This is a genomic window from Amycolatopsis japonica (genome assembly GCF_000732925.1).
GTDB classification, from domain to species: Bacteria; Actinomycetota; Actinomycetes; order Mycobacteriales; family Pseudonocardiaceae; genus Amycolatopsis; species Amycolatopsis japonica.
This window is the reverse complement of sequence record NZ_CP008953.1, coordinates 4,980,290-4,994,846: the sequence shown is the minus strand read 5'-3', so window position 1 is coordinate 4,994,846 and position 14,557 is coordinate 4,980,290. Positions and strand designations below refer to the sequence as shown.

The 14,557-nt window shown below is 68.6% G+C and carries 12 protein-coding genes; 10 read left to right on the top strand and 2 right to left on the bottom strand.

The window, feature by feature from the left end:
- The first annotated feature begins 152 nt into the window (after positions 1-152).
- Both AJAP_RS22970 and shbA read left to right on the top strand, forming a co-directional pair.
- Positions 153-587 carry a hypothetical protein gene (locus AJAP_RS22970; RefSeq protein ID WP_038515142.1) on the top strand — a complete coding sequence of 145 codons (435 nt, stop codon included), beginning with the start codon at positions 153-155 and terminating at the stop codon, positions 585-587.
- A gap of 4 nt (positions 588-591) precedes the next feature.
- Positions 592-1,248 carry an RNA polymerase sigma factor ShbA gene (gene shbA / locus AJAP_RS22965; protein ID WP_051972566.1) on the top strand — a complete coding sequence of 219 codons (657 nt, stop codon included), beginning with the start codon at positions 592-594 and terminating at the stop codon, positions 1,246-1,248.
- 464 nt (positions 1,249-1,712) lie between these two features.
- Here shbA and AJAP_RS42550 read toward each other — a convergent pair whose 3' ends face one another.
- Positions 1,713-2,648, bottom strand: a complete 936-nt coding sequence (locus tag AJAP_RS42550) for an SEFIR domain-containing protein (protein ID WP_051972565.1) — start codon at positions 2,646-2,648, stop codon at positions 1,713-1,715.
- A gap of 222 nt (positions 2,649-2,870) precedes the next feature.
- Here AJAP_RS42550 and AJAP_RS22955 point away from each other — a divergent pair, with 222 nt between their 5' ends.
- The 6 genes from AJAP_RS22955 to AJAP_RS22930 are packed head-to-tail and all read left to right on the top strand — an operon-like array spanning position 2,871 to position 12,982.
- The gene (locus AJAP_RS22955) at positions 2,871-3,464 is read left to right on the top strand and encodes a TIR domain-containing protein (protein ID WP_228694565.1); all 594 of its coding nucleotides are present in this window, start codon (positions 2,871-2,873) and stop codon (positions 3,462-3,464) included.
- Between the two features lie 3 nt (positions 3,465-3,467).
- Positions 3,468-5,102 carry a CATRA system-associated protein gene (locus AJAP_RS22950; protein WP_038515140.1) on the top strand — a complete coding sequence of 545 codons (1,635 nt, stop codon included), beginning with the start codon at positions 3,468-3,470 and terminating at the stop codon, positions 5,100-5,102.
- A 21-nt stretch (positions 5,103-5,123) separates the two neighbouring features.
- Complete coding sequence (locus AJAP_RS22945) at positions 5,124-5,750, top strand: hypothetical protein (RefSeq protein WP_038515139.1); 627 nt, start codon at positions 5,124-5,126, stop codon at positions 5,748-5,750.
- The gene (locus AJAP_RS22940) at positions 5,750-8,827 is read left to right on the top strand and encodes an ATP-binding protein (protein ID WP_038515137.1); all 3,078 of its coding nucleotides are present in this window, start codon (positions 5,750-5,752) and stop codon (positions 8,825-8,827) included. The genes AJAP_RS22945 and AJAP_RS22940 overlap by 1 nt, the downstream gene beginning before the upstream one ends.
- A gap of 53 nt (positions 8,828-8,880) precedes the next feature.
- The gene (locus tag AJAP_RS22935; protein WP_038515135.1) at positions 8,881-12,249 is read left to right on the top strand and encodes a hypothetical protein; all 3,369 of its coding nucleotides are present in this window, start codon (positions 8,881-8,883) and stop codon (positions 12,247-12,249) included.
- 55 nt (positions 12,250-12,304) lie between these two features.
- Positions 12,305-12,982, top strand: a complete 678-nt coding sequence (locus AJAP_RS22930) for a DNA alkylation repair protein (RefSeq protein ID WP_038515133.1) — start codon at positions 12,305-12,307, stop codon at positions 12,980-12,982.
- 90 nt (positions 12,983-13,072) lie between these two features.
- On the opposite strand, the gene AJAP_RS22925 is transcribed toward AJAP_RS22930, so the two are convergent.
- Entirely contained in the window at positions 13,073-13,456 is a 384-nt protein-coding gene (locus AJAP_RS22925; RefSeq protein ID WP_038515131.1) for a nuclear transport factor 2 family protein, read from the bottom strand.
- 124 nt (positions 13,457-13,580) lie between these two features.
- On the opposite strand from AJAP_RS22925, the gene AJAP_RS22920 reads away from it, so the two are divergent.
- Both AJAP_RS22920 and AJAP_RS22915 read left to right on the top strand, forming a co-directional pair.
- Complete coding sequence (locus AJAP_RS22920; RefSeq protein WP_038515129.1) at positions 13,581-14,129, top strand: PadR family transcriptional regulator; 549 nt, start codon at positions 13,581-13,583, stop codon at positions 14,127-14,129.
- A gap of 5 nt (positions 14,130-14,134) precedes the next feature.
- Positions 14,135-14,557 (top strand): VOC family protein, encoded by a 423-nt coding sequence (locus AJAP_RS22915; protein ID WP_038523684.1) that lies wholly within the window; start codon positions 14,135-14,137, stop codon positions 14,555-14,557.

The window sequence follows — 14,557 nt, the reverse complement described above, 5'->3', positions numbered from 1 at the left end:
GATGATCGCGCCGTGGCGAAAGCTGTCCTTGATCTGCCCGCTTTCCGGCGAACGGCAACGGACAAAATCAGGACAACAAACTCCGGCGCGCAACGCCGTCCGCGATTTCCTCGATTATCGGGCATTCGGACCGCGAACGCCCGGGAGAGAACATGGGAATCGCCCTTGACACCACGAGCGAGGGAAACGGCACGTCCGGTGTGCTGATCCTCGTCGTGATCGCCGTCGTGTACCTGGGCTACATCGCCTTCAAGAGACACGGATTCCGGCCACGGCGCGTGGAAACCACCCTGACCGGGCAGCAGTTGCGGCAGGTCTTCAAGAAGAAGATCGCGAGGAAGGGCTGGTCCGTCGCGGACGACGGCAACCCGATGATCGCCCGGTCCGCGGAATCCGACGGAATCCGGCAAGGGATCTCGCTCAAGATCTCCGAGGCGGACGGACGCACCGTCGGGGAACTGGCCGCGATCCTCCACAAGAAGAAGGTCTTCGGCGACACGGCGAAGGCGTACAGCCTGCGGTGGCGGATGAACGCCTTCATCGCGCAGGTGCGGCGGCTCGATTCCACCGCGAAAGTGATGGGCTGAGCCGATGCCGACCATCGACACCCACCCGATCGACGGCGAAGTCCGGGGTTACCGCACCTTGGACACCCTCCCGCGCCCGTCGGGCCGGCTGACCAAAGAGATGCTCGATCCGCTCGTCATGGCGGCGAAGGCCGGTGACGAGGATGCCGTCGACAGGCTGCTCGCCGTCGTCAAGCCGATGCTGGTGCGCTATTGCCGCGCGCGGATGGGCGGGCGCGACCTCTCCTACCTGTCGGCCGACGACGTCGCGCAAGAGGTGTGTCTCGCGGTCTTCAAAATGCTGCCGGTGTACGAGGATCGCGGCGGCTCGTTCCTCTATCTCGTACGGGCGATCGCGGCCAACAAGGTCGCCGACGCCTTCCGTGCGGTGTCCCGCGACCGGTCCGATCCCGTACCCGAACTGCCGGAGGCCGGACCGGTCCGCAACGAGCCGGAAAGTTACATGCTCGACGTCGACCTCGGCGCGCGGCTGGGCAGGCTCGTCGCCCAGCTGCCGAAGCTGCAGCGGGAGGTGCTCACCTTGCGGATCGTCGTCGGGCTGAGCGCCACCGAGACCGCGGCCGCGCTCGGGCTGTCGCCGGGGAACGTCCGGGTGAAACAGCACCGGGGGCTGGTGAAGCTGCGGGAGCTGGTGCAGGAGGAGGATGCCGACTTCTCTTGAGGGGCAAGGGGGACGTGGCCCGCAAGTCCGTGAAGGCCTCCTTCCCTACTCTGAAGGTAGGGAAGGAGGCCTTCACGGACTACGCGATCGTCACCCGCGGCTCTGCAACACCACCAGCCGCAGCAGTCACAGCGGATGCGCGTGAAGGCCCCCTTCACTGCGTCTAATGCGGCGAAGGGAGCCTTCGGCCCTGGTCAAGCGCGGGTCGTGAGTGGCGTTTCGGGTTAGAACCCGAAACGCCACTCACGACCACCTGCACCGACCACGCCACAACGAGAACTGCTGTCCCTTATGGACAATTGACTCTTCGCCGGCTCCCCCTGAGCAAGTCTGACGCACTTCCTCAAGTACATGATGGCCCCCTTCCTGGCGCTAGACGCAAGGAAGGGGGCCATCATGTACTGATGCGCAACCCACTGTGGCTGGAGGTTGGGCGAACGTGGCGATCGGGAGCGACACCGGCGCTACTCCAGCACGGGATCGCCCCACGCCAGTTCCGGCAGCCACCTGCTCTCCGTCGTACCCGGACGGTGGAACTCCAGCCGGAGCCTCAGCACACCGGTGACGCCGACGTCGATCTTCGCCGGTTTTCCCAGCGCCACCTTGACCTCCGGTGACGGCCGTCCGTCGAGGAGGACGCGGAAGTGGCCGACCTGGAAGGGCTCGGCCGCGTCGTCGAGGACGCCGGCCGTCGCGGTGAACTTCCGGTAGGCCATCCCGAGGTCCACTTCGACATAAGCGAGCCGCTCGGCCGCCCGCAAGACGATGCTGTCCTTGTAGTGCACGTCGTTGATCCGCGCGCCTTCGGTGCGGATGCCGTCGCTGCACGCCCGCCATTCCAGGCCGGTCGCGACCGAGGTCTTGCCCGGGCCGGCCGCGTTCGCCGCGCCGCCACGCCACTGGCCGCGTTCGGGGCGCTGGTGCCGGGCCCTGCCGGTGATCGCGGCCAGAAGATCCTCCACACCCTCCTCGGTGAACACGTCGACCGGATATCTCGTGGTGGAGTGCGGGTTGAGGAAGTTCGGGATGTCGTCGACGGACTGCTGGGGGAACACGACCGGCAGGATCCGTTTGATCTCGCCGCCGAGATCCCTGGTCAGGCGATCGCGGATCCGCGCCGCCTCGAACTGGGAGCCGCGTCCTTCGTCGAACGCCGCGTTTCCCTCGGCACGGCGTTTGTAGTCGGGTGAGGCGATGACGACCACGAAATTCGCCGTGTCGAGGTGCTTCAACGCCCACAAAGACCAGTCGCGACGTTCGCCGTCGTCCCATTGATCAAGGTGCACTTCGAGACCGATCCGGCCGTGCAGGAAATCCGCGAAGTGGCGGACCCGTTCCTTGTGCTCCGGTGAATCATGTGCGTAAGTGACGAACACATGCGGTGGCTCGTTGTCGGCCATCGAAACTCCTGTCAGTGAAGGGTGCCCGGCGGGCCGGGTGGTCGCATTCTCGGCGATCGGACGCGCGCGGGGCACCCATTGTCTCCCGCTTGTCATCTTTCTGTCTTTCGCGGACTCGTAGGCGGCGCCGTGTCCAGTTTTTGTCGTGTTTTTGTACCTTTTTGAGAGTGTCTTCGGCCCCTACGATCGGTGCTGTCAAACGGATCCGGGTGCGAAGGGGCGATGGCGCTCGTGTACGAGTACGACGTGTTCATCAGCTATCGCCGAGGCGGAGGCGACGCCCCGGACTGGGTGCGGAATCACTTCCATCCTCGGCTGCAGAGACTTCTGGACGACAATGTCGACTATGACGTCAAGATATTTCTCGAAGACAGTGTCGCCGTCGGCGGGAACTGGCCCCGGGAAGTCCGTGAGGCGTTGCAGCGTGCCCGGATCCTGATTCCGGTCTGCTCCCCGAAGTACTTTCGCGACGAGCGGTGCCTCGCCGAATGGCACACGATGGCGAAGCGGGAGGAAATCGTCGCGCGGGACGGCGTGACGAAGGCGGGCCGGTTGATCTATCCGGTGATCTTCAGCGACTCGGATTACTACCCAGCCTGGGCGCACGAACGCCGGATGCGCAGTTTCCGGGACTGGAACAAACCGCATCCGCAGTACCAGAAGACCCCCGAGTACATCGAGTTCGAGGACGAACTGGGGCGGATGGTGAAGGAACTGGTGGAGATCATCGAGCAGGCACCGCCGTGGTCTCCGGAGTGGCCGATCGAAACACCACCGCCCGAACCGCCGCGACCGTCGAAGCTGCCGAGGTTCTGATCCATGCCAGGAACTGTGGTCACCTTCTACTCCTTCAAGGGTGGTGTCGGCCGGAGCTTCACCATGGCCAATATCGCTGTTCTCTTGGCACGTTGGGGATATCGGGTGTTGTGTTTGGACTGGGACCTCGAAGCGCCAGGCCTGGACACCTACTTCCGGCCGATGATGAGCGCGCCCCCGTCGGGCGGCGTCGTGGACCTGATCGACGACTTCCGTGAAGGCAGGCTGGCTCCGGGCGCGCATACGACCCGGCTGACCGGGAAGGTGAAACTCGACGTCATCACCGCCGGCCGCGGGGACGACGCCTACGTCCGGCGAGTGCAGGATCTCGACTGGGAAGGCTTGTACGAACAGGGTTTCGGCGACTACCTCGAACAATGCCGTGAACAGTGGACGGCCGCCTACGACTACGTCCTCATCGACAGCCGCACGGGCATCTCCGACATCGGGGGTATCTGCACCGCGCATCTTCCGGACCGGCTCGTCGTCCTCTTCACGGCGAACGTGCAGAGCATGCGGGGCGCGGTCGACATCGCCGAACGCGCCAACGCCGCGCGCGACCGCATGCCCTACGACCGGCCGCAGCTGACCGTCCTGCCGGTGCTGTCGAGGTTCGACGCCCGCGAAGAGTACGCGCGCTCGGAGGAGTGGCGGCGCATCTGTCTCGAAGAGACCAAGGACCTGTTCCGCAGCTGGCTCGACCGCGACGTCTCGCCGGACGTGATGTCGCGTCATCTGACGCTGCCGTACGTCTCCTTCTGGACCTTCGGCGAACAGCTTCCGGTGATGACGGAGATCAGCCCGACCGCCGACCAGATCAGCTTCGCGCTGGAAACGGTCGCGGCGGTCGTCGCGCACGACTTCGACCGGACGGACCTGCTCGCGGAGAACCGCGACGCCTACGTCGCCGCGGTCCGGGCGGAGAAACGCACCTTCTCCCACGACGTCCGGGTCAGCACGACCAGGCCGACGATGTACCTCGCCGAAGAACTCATGAAGTACCTGGTGGAACTCGGTGTCCGGCCGGTGCTGTCGTTGTCCGGGGAACGGTCGCTGCTCGAAAAGACCGCGGACGACGCGAAACATCTGTGCCTGATCGTCGACCGCGAGGTGAGCCGCTGGCAGTCGGCCGAGGTCGAACTGTTCCTGCACCGGACCCTCGGGCAGGACCGCCGCGTCGTCCCGGTGCTCACCAAGGGAACCGAGCCGAACAGCCTGCCGGGGTACGTCGGCAATCTGCGGCATCTCCAGTTCGGCCCGTCGCGCGGGCCGATGGAGATCGCCCAGAACCTCGTCGACCAGCTCAGAGGGACGACGGCACTCGTCGAACCGGGCGACCTCGACGTCGCCGGCGTGCTCCGGCAAACCGCGCACGCCCGGCTCCGGCCGCTCATGTGGGGCTTCGTGGACGAGATCGTCGCCGAGCTGCAGATCGCGATCGGCGCGGGGGACCGGGAACGGGTCCAGGACCTCGCCGAGGAGCTCATGTCGGCGACACGGGTCCGCGCGACCGACGCGGTACCGGGACATCGCGTGCTCGCCCCGCCGGAGACGCGGGAGGCGATCGAATGGGCCGTGCGCACCTCGGAGGCCAGGGTGACACGCCACGGATTCAGCGGATTTCTCGATCAGCGCTAATCACGTACGGAAGGATCACGGATGACGGATCGATTGGGACAGAAGCAGACCGCGGCGATGCTGGCGCTGATGGTGGTCGCCCGCGAGGTGTCGAACCCGGAGCTGCGCGAGATCGTCGGCTTCGCCCTCGACGGCAAGGAACGCCGTCAGCTCAACGGCCTCGATCTGGTCGCCAGCGAACAACGCGGCCGTCCCTTCTACCACGAGTTGACCGAGCGCGGCTGGGCTTGGTGCGAGGAGGAACTGAGCCAGGAAGAGGCGCCGCCGCCCCGGGGCAGCCTGGGCAGCGCCCTGTACGTCGTGCTCGGCGGGCTCGGCAGACACCTCCGGCGCGAGAAGCTCCGGCTCGCCGACCTCTTCATGCCCGAGGTCGACCTGACGGTGGAGGAGATCGAGTCCCGGATCCGGATCGCCTACCGCAAACTGTCCCGTTCGCCGCGCGACTGGGTCTCGTTGGTGGAGCTGCGGCCGATGCTCGGCGAAGCGTCCACTGTGGACGTCGACGCGGTCTTGAAGGAGCTCAGCCGGTCGGGACAGGCGCATCTGGTGCCGGAATCGAACCGCAAGGCGCTCACCGCCGCCGATCACGAGGCGGCGATCCGCATCGGCGGTGAGGACAACCATCTGATCTCGATCGAGGCGCCGTGATGGACGAGCTGAGCGCGCTCGCGGCCCTGCGGTTCGACTGGGCCGACACCCCCGATCACGTGTGGCGTGATTCGCCGTATCACGTCGACGGCCTGCACACCGGCGTGCTGAAGCAGGTCAGCTCGGGGATCAAGGAGGCCGTCGCCAGCGACGGCCCGAGCCCGATCGGGCTGGTCCTCCAAGGGAAGAAGGGCGTGGGCAAGACCCACCTGCTCGGCCTCGTCCGGAAACAGGCCCACGACGCCCGCGGCTACTTCTTCCTCAACGACCTCACGGCGGGCGACGCGTTCTGGGAGAACACCGCCGAGGCGATGCGCCGGGGGCTTTCGCGGCTCGACGGCTCCGGCGTCCCTCAGCTCACCAGTTTCCTCCGCCGCGTCTGTCTTCGCGCGAGCATCGACGCGAACGTCACCAAGAAGATCCTGGACGGGCGTGGCCTGTCGAGGGCCGACGTCGACACGTTCGTCGACGGTCTGCGCGGCCTCGATCGGGACGTCGCCAGAGAATGCGCCGACACGGCACGGGCGCTGGTGCTCTACGCGAGCGAAGACCCGAACAAGAACTACGTCGGGGACGACTACCTCGGCGTGTTCCCGGAGTCGAAATCCGGTGACCGTCGCAAATGGGGGATCCGGTCGGATCCGAAATCCGCGAAGACGCAGGTCAGGAACATCACGCGGCTGCTCGCGCTCACCGGGCCGATCGTGATCGCCGTCGATCAGCTCGACACCCTGGTGGCCCGGTCCGCCGTCGGCCAGCGGCAAGTGCGGGACAGCGACGAACAGGACCTGCTCGTCGCCCAGATCGCGGACGGGCTGATGGGCCTGCGGGAGGTGACCAGAAGGACCATGACGGTCCTCGCGTGCCTCCCCGGCACCTGGGAGCTGCTCAAGGAGAAGGCCACCGACACCGTCCCGGATCGCTTCCGGGAAGCCTTGATCCTCGGCCGGGTCACCGATGCCGAAGTCGGCAGGGCCTTGGTCGAGAAACGCCTCGGAGTCGCGTACGAGACGATGAAGTTCGTTCCTCCCTGTCCCACGTGGCCGGTGGCCCCGTCGGCCTTCGACGGGGAATGGGAGGAGATGTCGCCGCGAGACGTCCTGAAACGGATCGGCGCGCATATCGACGCCTGCGTCCGGGCGGGCCGGGTCATCGAGCTGACCACGTTCGACGAAGGCGGTGTGCGCTCGGCCGGACCGCCGCGTCCGGCGATGGCCGCCGATCGGTTCGCGGAACTGGACAAGCGGTTCGAGGAACTTCGCTCGGAGGCCGACCCCTCGGCCTTGCTGGATCCGAAGGCCGAGGACAAGGTGATGCCCCGGCTGCTGTCGGCCGCGATCCGGGGATGGATCACCGAGGTCGGCAACGACAACATGGAATGGGTCCATGGCGCGAAGAGCGACCGGAACGAGCTGCACGCCTGGCTCACCCGAACGGTGGACGAAGCGTCCGACCTCGAAGAGCACTGGGCGTTCCGGGCCATCGCGGCGTCGCATCACATCGCCGCGCTGCACCGGTTCCGCAAGGCGCGATCGGCGGCCGGGGTCCGGAAGGGCGCGGAGAACCGGCATCTGGTGCTGCTGCGCAACCCGGCGTGGTCGCCAGGGGTGAAGACCCAGGCGGAACTCAAGGAATTCTTCAAGCAGGGCGGTAAATCCCGGGGAATGTCCGATGCGGACATCCGCACGTTCTGGGCGCTGGACAAGATGTTCGCCGAGGGAAGCCGGGAGCTGCACGAGTGGCTCGTCGACCGGCGGCCCGCCGGCCGGTCGGAACTCCTGTCGGAGGTCCTGCCGGAACCGTTGCCCCGGGCGGTGTCCACCGAGACGCCTCCGGCGGCCGAGGGCGAGGTCACTCTCGGCACCGTGTCGGGCAGCGGGAAACCGGTCCGGATCGAACTGGCGGCCCTGCGCAAGCACGCCGCGGTGTTCGCGGGTTCGGGGTCCGGGAAAACGGTGCTGCTGCGACGGATCGTGGAGGAATGCGCGCTGCAGGGCGTTTCCGCGATCGTGCTGGATCCGAACAATGACCTCGCCCGCCTCGGCGACGCCTGGCCGGAGCCGCCCGAGGCCTGGGGGGCGGACGACGCCGGGCTCGCCGAGCGCTATCTGGCCGAGACCGACGTCGTCGTGTGGACGCCGGGGCGCGCCGGTGGCAGGCCGCTCGCGTTCCAGCCGTTGCCCGATTTCGCCGGAGTCCTCGACGACGAGGACGAGTTCAACGCGGCCGTCGAGGTCGCCGTGGCGGCACTCGCACCGCAGGTGAAACTGACCGGCAGCACGGGGAAGGCCAGCGTCGGGCTCGCGGTGCTGCGGCAGGCCGTCGTGCACCACGCCCGGACCGGATCACGGAGCCTGCCCGCGCTCATCGAGGTGCTCGAAGACCTGCCCGACGGGGTGAGCACGTTGAACGACGGGCGAAAGCTGGCGGCCGAGCTGGCCGAGCTGCTGAAGGCCTCCATGGTCAACGACCCCCTCCTGGCGGGTGGCGGCGAGCCCGTCGACCCGGCGCTCCTGCTCGCTCCCGGGGAAGGCAAGCGGGCACGGGTTTCGGTGATCAGCTTCATCGGGCTGCCTTCGGAGAAGCAGCGGCAGAACTTCGTCAATCAGCTCCAGATGGAACTTTTCGCCTGGGCCAAGCGGAATCCGGCCGGTGACCGGCCGCTCGGCGCCCTCTTCGTGATGGACGAGGCGCAGATGCTCGCCGCGTCGGGGACGCTCACGGCGAGCACCCGCAGCACCATCGTGCTCGCTTCACAAGCGCGGAAATACGGCCTGGGACTGCTGTTCGCGACACAGGCGCCGAAGGGTTTGCACAACCAGGTCGTCGGCAACGCGATGACGCAGTTCTTCGGCAGGCTCAACAGCCCGGCGCAGATCGCCGCAGCGAACGAGCTGGCCAGGGCCAAGGGCAGCCCCGTCGACGACATCTCGCGGCTGGAACGCGCCCAGTTCTACGTGTCGGGGGAGGCGTTCGGCTTCCAGCGGGTGACCACTCCGCTGTGCCTCACCCACCATCCGGCCAGCCCGCTCAGCGTCGAGGAGGTGCTGGCCCGCGCCCGCGGCGAAGCCGAGTGAAACCACAGCCCGTACGCATCGACAACTGTGCTCGCTGGAAAGGATTTCGCACCATGGCAGGAATCTTCATCACCGTCCGAGCCGGTGACGGCCAGGACCGGCTCCGCGGTCTCGACCGGAGCCTCGGTCACGTGTTCGGAAAGGACCGGATCGTCCGGTCCGGCGACGCCGCGTCCGTCCTCGTGGTGCCGATCGGCACCGAGGGGCTCGACGACGCCGTGCGGGAGGAGGTCGCCGAGGCATCGCGGCTCGGCAAGAAGATCGTCGCGGTCCTGGTGGACGACGCCGTCATGCCCGGGGAAATCACCGCCGACTCTCACCGGCGGCTCGGCGGACGTACGGCGGAGCAGGACATCGCGGGCCTGATCACCGAACTGACCCGGGTCGCCCCGGAATTGGGCATCGGGGTCGTCCCCGGCCTCGAAGACCTGGCCGAGTGGCTCGAATCCTGGCGGGACGAAACGCGTCCCGTCCTGCCCGAGAGCCTCCCGCTGCTCGGCCGCGCCCGCGAAAGGGACCGGCTGTGCGACTGGCTGGACGCCGAGCCGTCGGTCCTCCCCGTGTACGCGGGCAGCCGGACCGAGGCGGCGGCGTTCGTCGCGACCGCGTTGGCGGCCCACCGGCCGGGGCTCCGGGCGGTCCGGGTGTCGAGCCCGGAGGCTTGGCGTCAGTGCCGCGATCTGGACGGGCCGTTCGTCGCCGTGGTGGACGGCGTCGCGGTGGGGGAGGAGACGATCGGCGGCCATGTCGTCGTGGTGCGGAGCACGCCGGACCGTGCCGGTGCCGATGTCCTGGTACTGCCCCGGATCCCGCGCGACGAGGCGGCGGAGGCGTTCGCGGCGGCCGGTGTCCCGTCCGCCGACGCGACCGCCTGGGCCGACCTCGCCCGGCGGAGTGTCGGTGCCCTGCGCCGTCAACTCGCCGTCGCCGGTGACCTCCCGAGATGGGTGAACCCGCTGGAGCGCGATCTCGCCGCGCCGCTGCTGCTGATCGGCCGGTGGTCGGCCGGGTCGCGGCATGATCTGGAGGAGATCGCCGCGATCGCCGGCCGGGAGATCGACGAGCTCACGCGCTTCTTCGCCAGGGCCGAGACCGGCGACGACCCCCTGCTCGCCCGCTCGGGCGACGTCGTACGGCTGGCGGATCCGCACGACGCCTGGACGCTTCTCCACGGCAGGCTGAGCGCGCAGGATCTGCGGCGCTGGCACGAAGAAGCCGTCAAGGTGCTCACCGAGCGGGAGCCGGGCCGGAAATGGTCGGCGGAAATGCGGCAGGGGCTGGCGCGGAGCGCGGCGCTCCTGTCCGCCGAGGGGGACACGACGCTGTCCGGCGGCATCTCGGGCGCCGACCACGCCACGCGATTCGTCCGCGAAGTGCTCGGCCGGGCCAACGAAGACGGGGACGGAGTGCTCTGGCGCTCGCTCGCCGACGTGCTGCCCTTGCTCGCCGAAGCCGCTCCTCACGAGTTCCTCAGTGCCGTCGACCACGCGCTGACCAGCGACCCGTCGCCGCTGAGCGGCACCTCCGAGGGGCTGATCGCGGCGCTGGAAACGGTCGGCTGGTCCGACGACGCGTTGCCGATGGTGGTGTCCCTGCTGGCCGAGCTGACGCGGCCGGGGCGGGAGGCAGGCGACCGGCCGCTCGAATCCCTGATCACCCTCGTGCAGCCGTGGTACCCGTACCTCGACCTGCCCGGCGGGCAGCGGACGGAACTGGTCAAGGCGATCGGCCGTCGCTCGCCGGAAGCGGGCTGGCGGCTGGCTCTCGCCCTGCTGCGCGGTCCGCGCGGACATCTGCTCGCGAGCCCGAGCCGCCCGCAGGTCCGTCTCGAATGGACGGTCCCGGCGGCGCCGGTGGCCGTCGCCGACGGACCGGAATTCGAGGACGAACTGGTCGCCTCGGCGCTGTCCGCACTGGCGGAACGGCCGTATCGGTGGTGCGAATTCTTCGAGCGGCTTCCCGAGCTGAACGCGGCGCAGTGGGACCGCGTCGTGGAGGCCTTCACGCGGCTGGACACCGAACGGCTCTCGGCGGACGAACGCCTCCGCCTGTGGGGCCTGCTCACCGGGGTGACCGCCGAGCACCGGCATCACGCCGGCGCCGGCTGGACCCTGCCGGAGGAATTGCTGCAATGGCTGGAATCCTGCGCCGAGCTGATCGAGCCCGCGGTCAATCCCGGGCGGCACGGCCTGTTGTTCGGCCGGAACCCGTACCTGGACGGCGGCGAATCCCTCGAACCGGAGGCGCGTGAAGCGGAGATCGGGCGCCTTCGCCGCGACGCCGTCGGCGGTGTCCTGCGCGAACACGGCGCCGCCGGGCTGAGCGCGCTCGCCGCCGAGAGCGCCCTGCCCAGGCTGGTCGGTGTGGTCGCGGCCCACGTCGCCGCGGACGACCTCCGGGAAGACGCGCTCGCGGAACTGGGGCGCGAGGACTGGGCGGCGGGCTGGGCGGGCGAGATGGCCCGGTCCCAGGGCGGAGAATGGCGGCAGGAGGTCGCGATCCAGCTCAAGGAGCAGGACCGGCTGGTCGACTATCTCCTGGCCATCCCGGTGGACCACGCGCTGGAGCTCTTCGAGTCCGCCGACGAAGCGGTTCTCGAGGGCTACTGGACGCACGTCGGTCCGTGGCCGCTTCCCGAAGGACAGGAGTCGTTCTTCGTCACGCAGCTCGCGCGGCGCCGGCCGTGGGCCGCGGTCAAGGCGCTCGCGGCGGGGGTGCGCGACGGGGCGGCCCTGCCCGCGTCCCTGATCGAGGAAGTGCTGCTCCAGGCGTCCGCCGACGGTGTCGAGGCCCCCGACCGCAAGGCCGTCGCGAACGTCGGCCCGCTGCTGGACCAGCTGGCCGAGGCCGGCGATGCGGACGTCGCGGTCGCCCGCTTGGAGCTGCGGTTCCACGCGGCGCTCAAACACCACCGGAAACCGCGGAGCCTGCAGCGGATCCTCGCCGAGAACCCCGGCGCGTTCGTCGAGCTCTGCACCCGGATCCAGCCCGCGGACGACGGCGCCCCGAGCGTGGAACTGGTCGGCGCGTGGCTGACGATCTTCGAGACACGCACCATGCCGGGGACGACCGATTCCGGTCTCGACGGTGCCGCGCTCAAGGCCTGGGTTTCGCGTGCCCGCACGGACTTCGCCGAACGGGGACGGGCCGAGTTCGGGGACCGGGCGATCGGCACCCTGCTGGCGAGCGGTTCCCCCTTGCCCGACGACGGGTGGCCGCCGGAGCCGGTCCGGGACGTCCTCGACGTCGCCGACGGCGGGTACCTCCGGGAGGGCTTCGCCACCGGGTTGACCGTCCAGGACGGTGACGCGGGGGATCTCGCGCAGCGTCATCGTGGCTGGGCCCGGCGGATCAACGTCGGCTGGCCGCGGGTCGCCGCACTCCTGCGTGAGCACGCCGACGACCTGGCACGACGCGGATAGCGGTCTAGGCGCTCCGGGTGGCTCCTCCACCCGGAGCGCCTCGTAGGCTGGACGGGTGACCGGGACGACGACCGCCGAGGTGCTGGCCGAACTGGCCGAGCTCGAGGATCCGCGCGCACGCCAGGTGAACGAGAAGCACGGCGACGACCACGGGGTGAACCTCGGTAAGCTGCGCGCGCTCGCGAAGCGGCTGAAGACCCAGCAGGAACTCGCGCTGGAGCTCTGGGAAACGGGCGACACCGCCGCGAAACTGCTCGCACTCCTCATCTGCCGCCCGAAGGCGTTCGGACGCGACGAGCTGGACCGCATGGTGCGCGAGGCCCGCACCCCGAAGGTGCACGACTGGCTCGTGAATTACGTGGTCAAGAAGAATCAGCACGCTGAAGAGCTGCGCGTGGCGTGGTCCGCCGATCCGGACCCCGTGGTCGCGAGCGCCGGCTGGGCGCTGACCACCGAACGGGTGGCGAAGAAGCCCGAAGGCCTCGATCTCGTCGGACTGCTCGACGTCATCGAGGCGCAGATGAAGACCGCGCCGGATCGCCTGCAGTGGGCGATGAACCACTGCCTGGCGCAGATCGGCATCGAGCACGCGGCGCACCGGGCCAGGGCGATCGACATCGGGGAGCGCCTGGAAGTGCTCAAGGACTATCCGACCCCGCCGAACTGCACGTCGCCGTTCGCGCCCGTCTGGATCGCGGAGATGGTGCGGCGGCAGGACGCCGGCCCCCATTGACGTTGCCGCGCACGCGTGCCGTCCATCGAGTCACGCGTGTCGTCCGTCTGATCACACGCGCCGTCCGGCCAGTCACGCGTGCCGGCTCGCTCAGCCGAGCGCGTCCGCCTTGATGGCCTCGAACTGGGCCCCCATGCGCCCCGCGAGGGCCTCGGCCGCCCGCAACGGCCGGACCATCACCTTGAAGTCGACGATCTTGCCCTCGGCGTCGAAGGTCAGCAGGTCGCAGCCGTTGATCTGAAGCCCGTCGACGGTCGCTTCGAACTCGTACACGTGGTGCACGCCGTCCTGGATCTCGCGGACATAGCGGAAATCCTCGAACACCCGCAGGACCCCGCGCAGGATCGCCGCCGTGATCGCCTTCCCCTGGTAGGGCTTGAACGCCACCGGACTGGTGAAGACCACGTCGTCGGCGAGCAACGCCTCGATCGCGGCGGCGTCCTTCGCTTCGACTGCTTCACGGAACGTGGACATGGCGATCTCCTCATAGTCAACTTGTTGAGTAGATGTCGCCGAGCGTAGGTGATCACCGCTCCGCTGTCCATCAAAGTGTCTAATCAACTTTGCGACTACTCGCGGCGATGCTTATCATCGCGCCATGGCGCTGCGGAACGCGATCCTCGCGACGCTCCTGGACGGCGAGTCCTCGGGCTACGACCTGGCGAAGAGCTTCAACGCGTCGGTCGCCAATTTCTGGACCGCGACACCGCAGCAGCTCTACCGCGAGCTGGACAAGATGGAATCGCAGGGCCTCGTGGCGGCGCGGGTGGTCGAGCAGGAGCGGCGTCCCAACAAGCGCCTCTTCTCCTTGACCGACGCCGGCGCGGCCGAACTCGCCGGCTTCACCACGCGGGCGCCGAAGCCGACCGCGATCCGCGACGAACTGCTGGTGCAGGTCCAGGCGGCCGAGGCGGGCGACGACGAGGCGATCCGGCGCGCCGTCGCGGACCGGATGGCCGTCGCCGAGACGAAGCTCAAACGGTTCGAGCGCCTCCGGGAGCGGTTGCTCGGCGACTCCGCCGAGGCGGAGTTCCTCGCCACCGCGCCCCGCGTCGGGCCGTATCTGACGCTGGCCCGTGGGATCATGTTCGAACAGGAGAACATTCGCTGGTGTGAGCACGTTCTCGCGGTGCTCGAACAGAGGTGAACGGCTTGGTCGAGCGGAAAAAGGGTCCGAAGTTCCGTCAGGTGGTGCTGGACTGCACCGACGTCCGCGCGCTGGCGGAGTTCTACCGGCGCCTGCTGGTCTGGGACTACCGCCCTGGCGACGAAGCGCCCCCGCCCGGCGCCGAGGACAAGGACTGGCTGGTGCTGCGGAACCCGGACGGCGGGGCGCAACTCGCCTTCCAGCAGGTCGATCGGCTGGAAGAGGCGAGCTGGCCGGATTCCGAACCCGTGCCTCAGCAACTGCACCTGGACTTGACCGTGGACTCGGTCGAGGAACTCGAAGAGCAGCACGCCCGCGTCCTCGAACTCGGCGGGCGGCTCCGGTACGACCGCAGCGACGACCCGGAAGAACCGCTGCGCGTCTACGCGGATCCGGCGGGGCATCCGTTCTGCGTCTTCGTCGCCTGA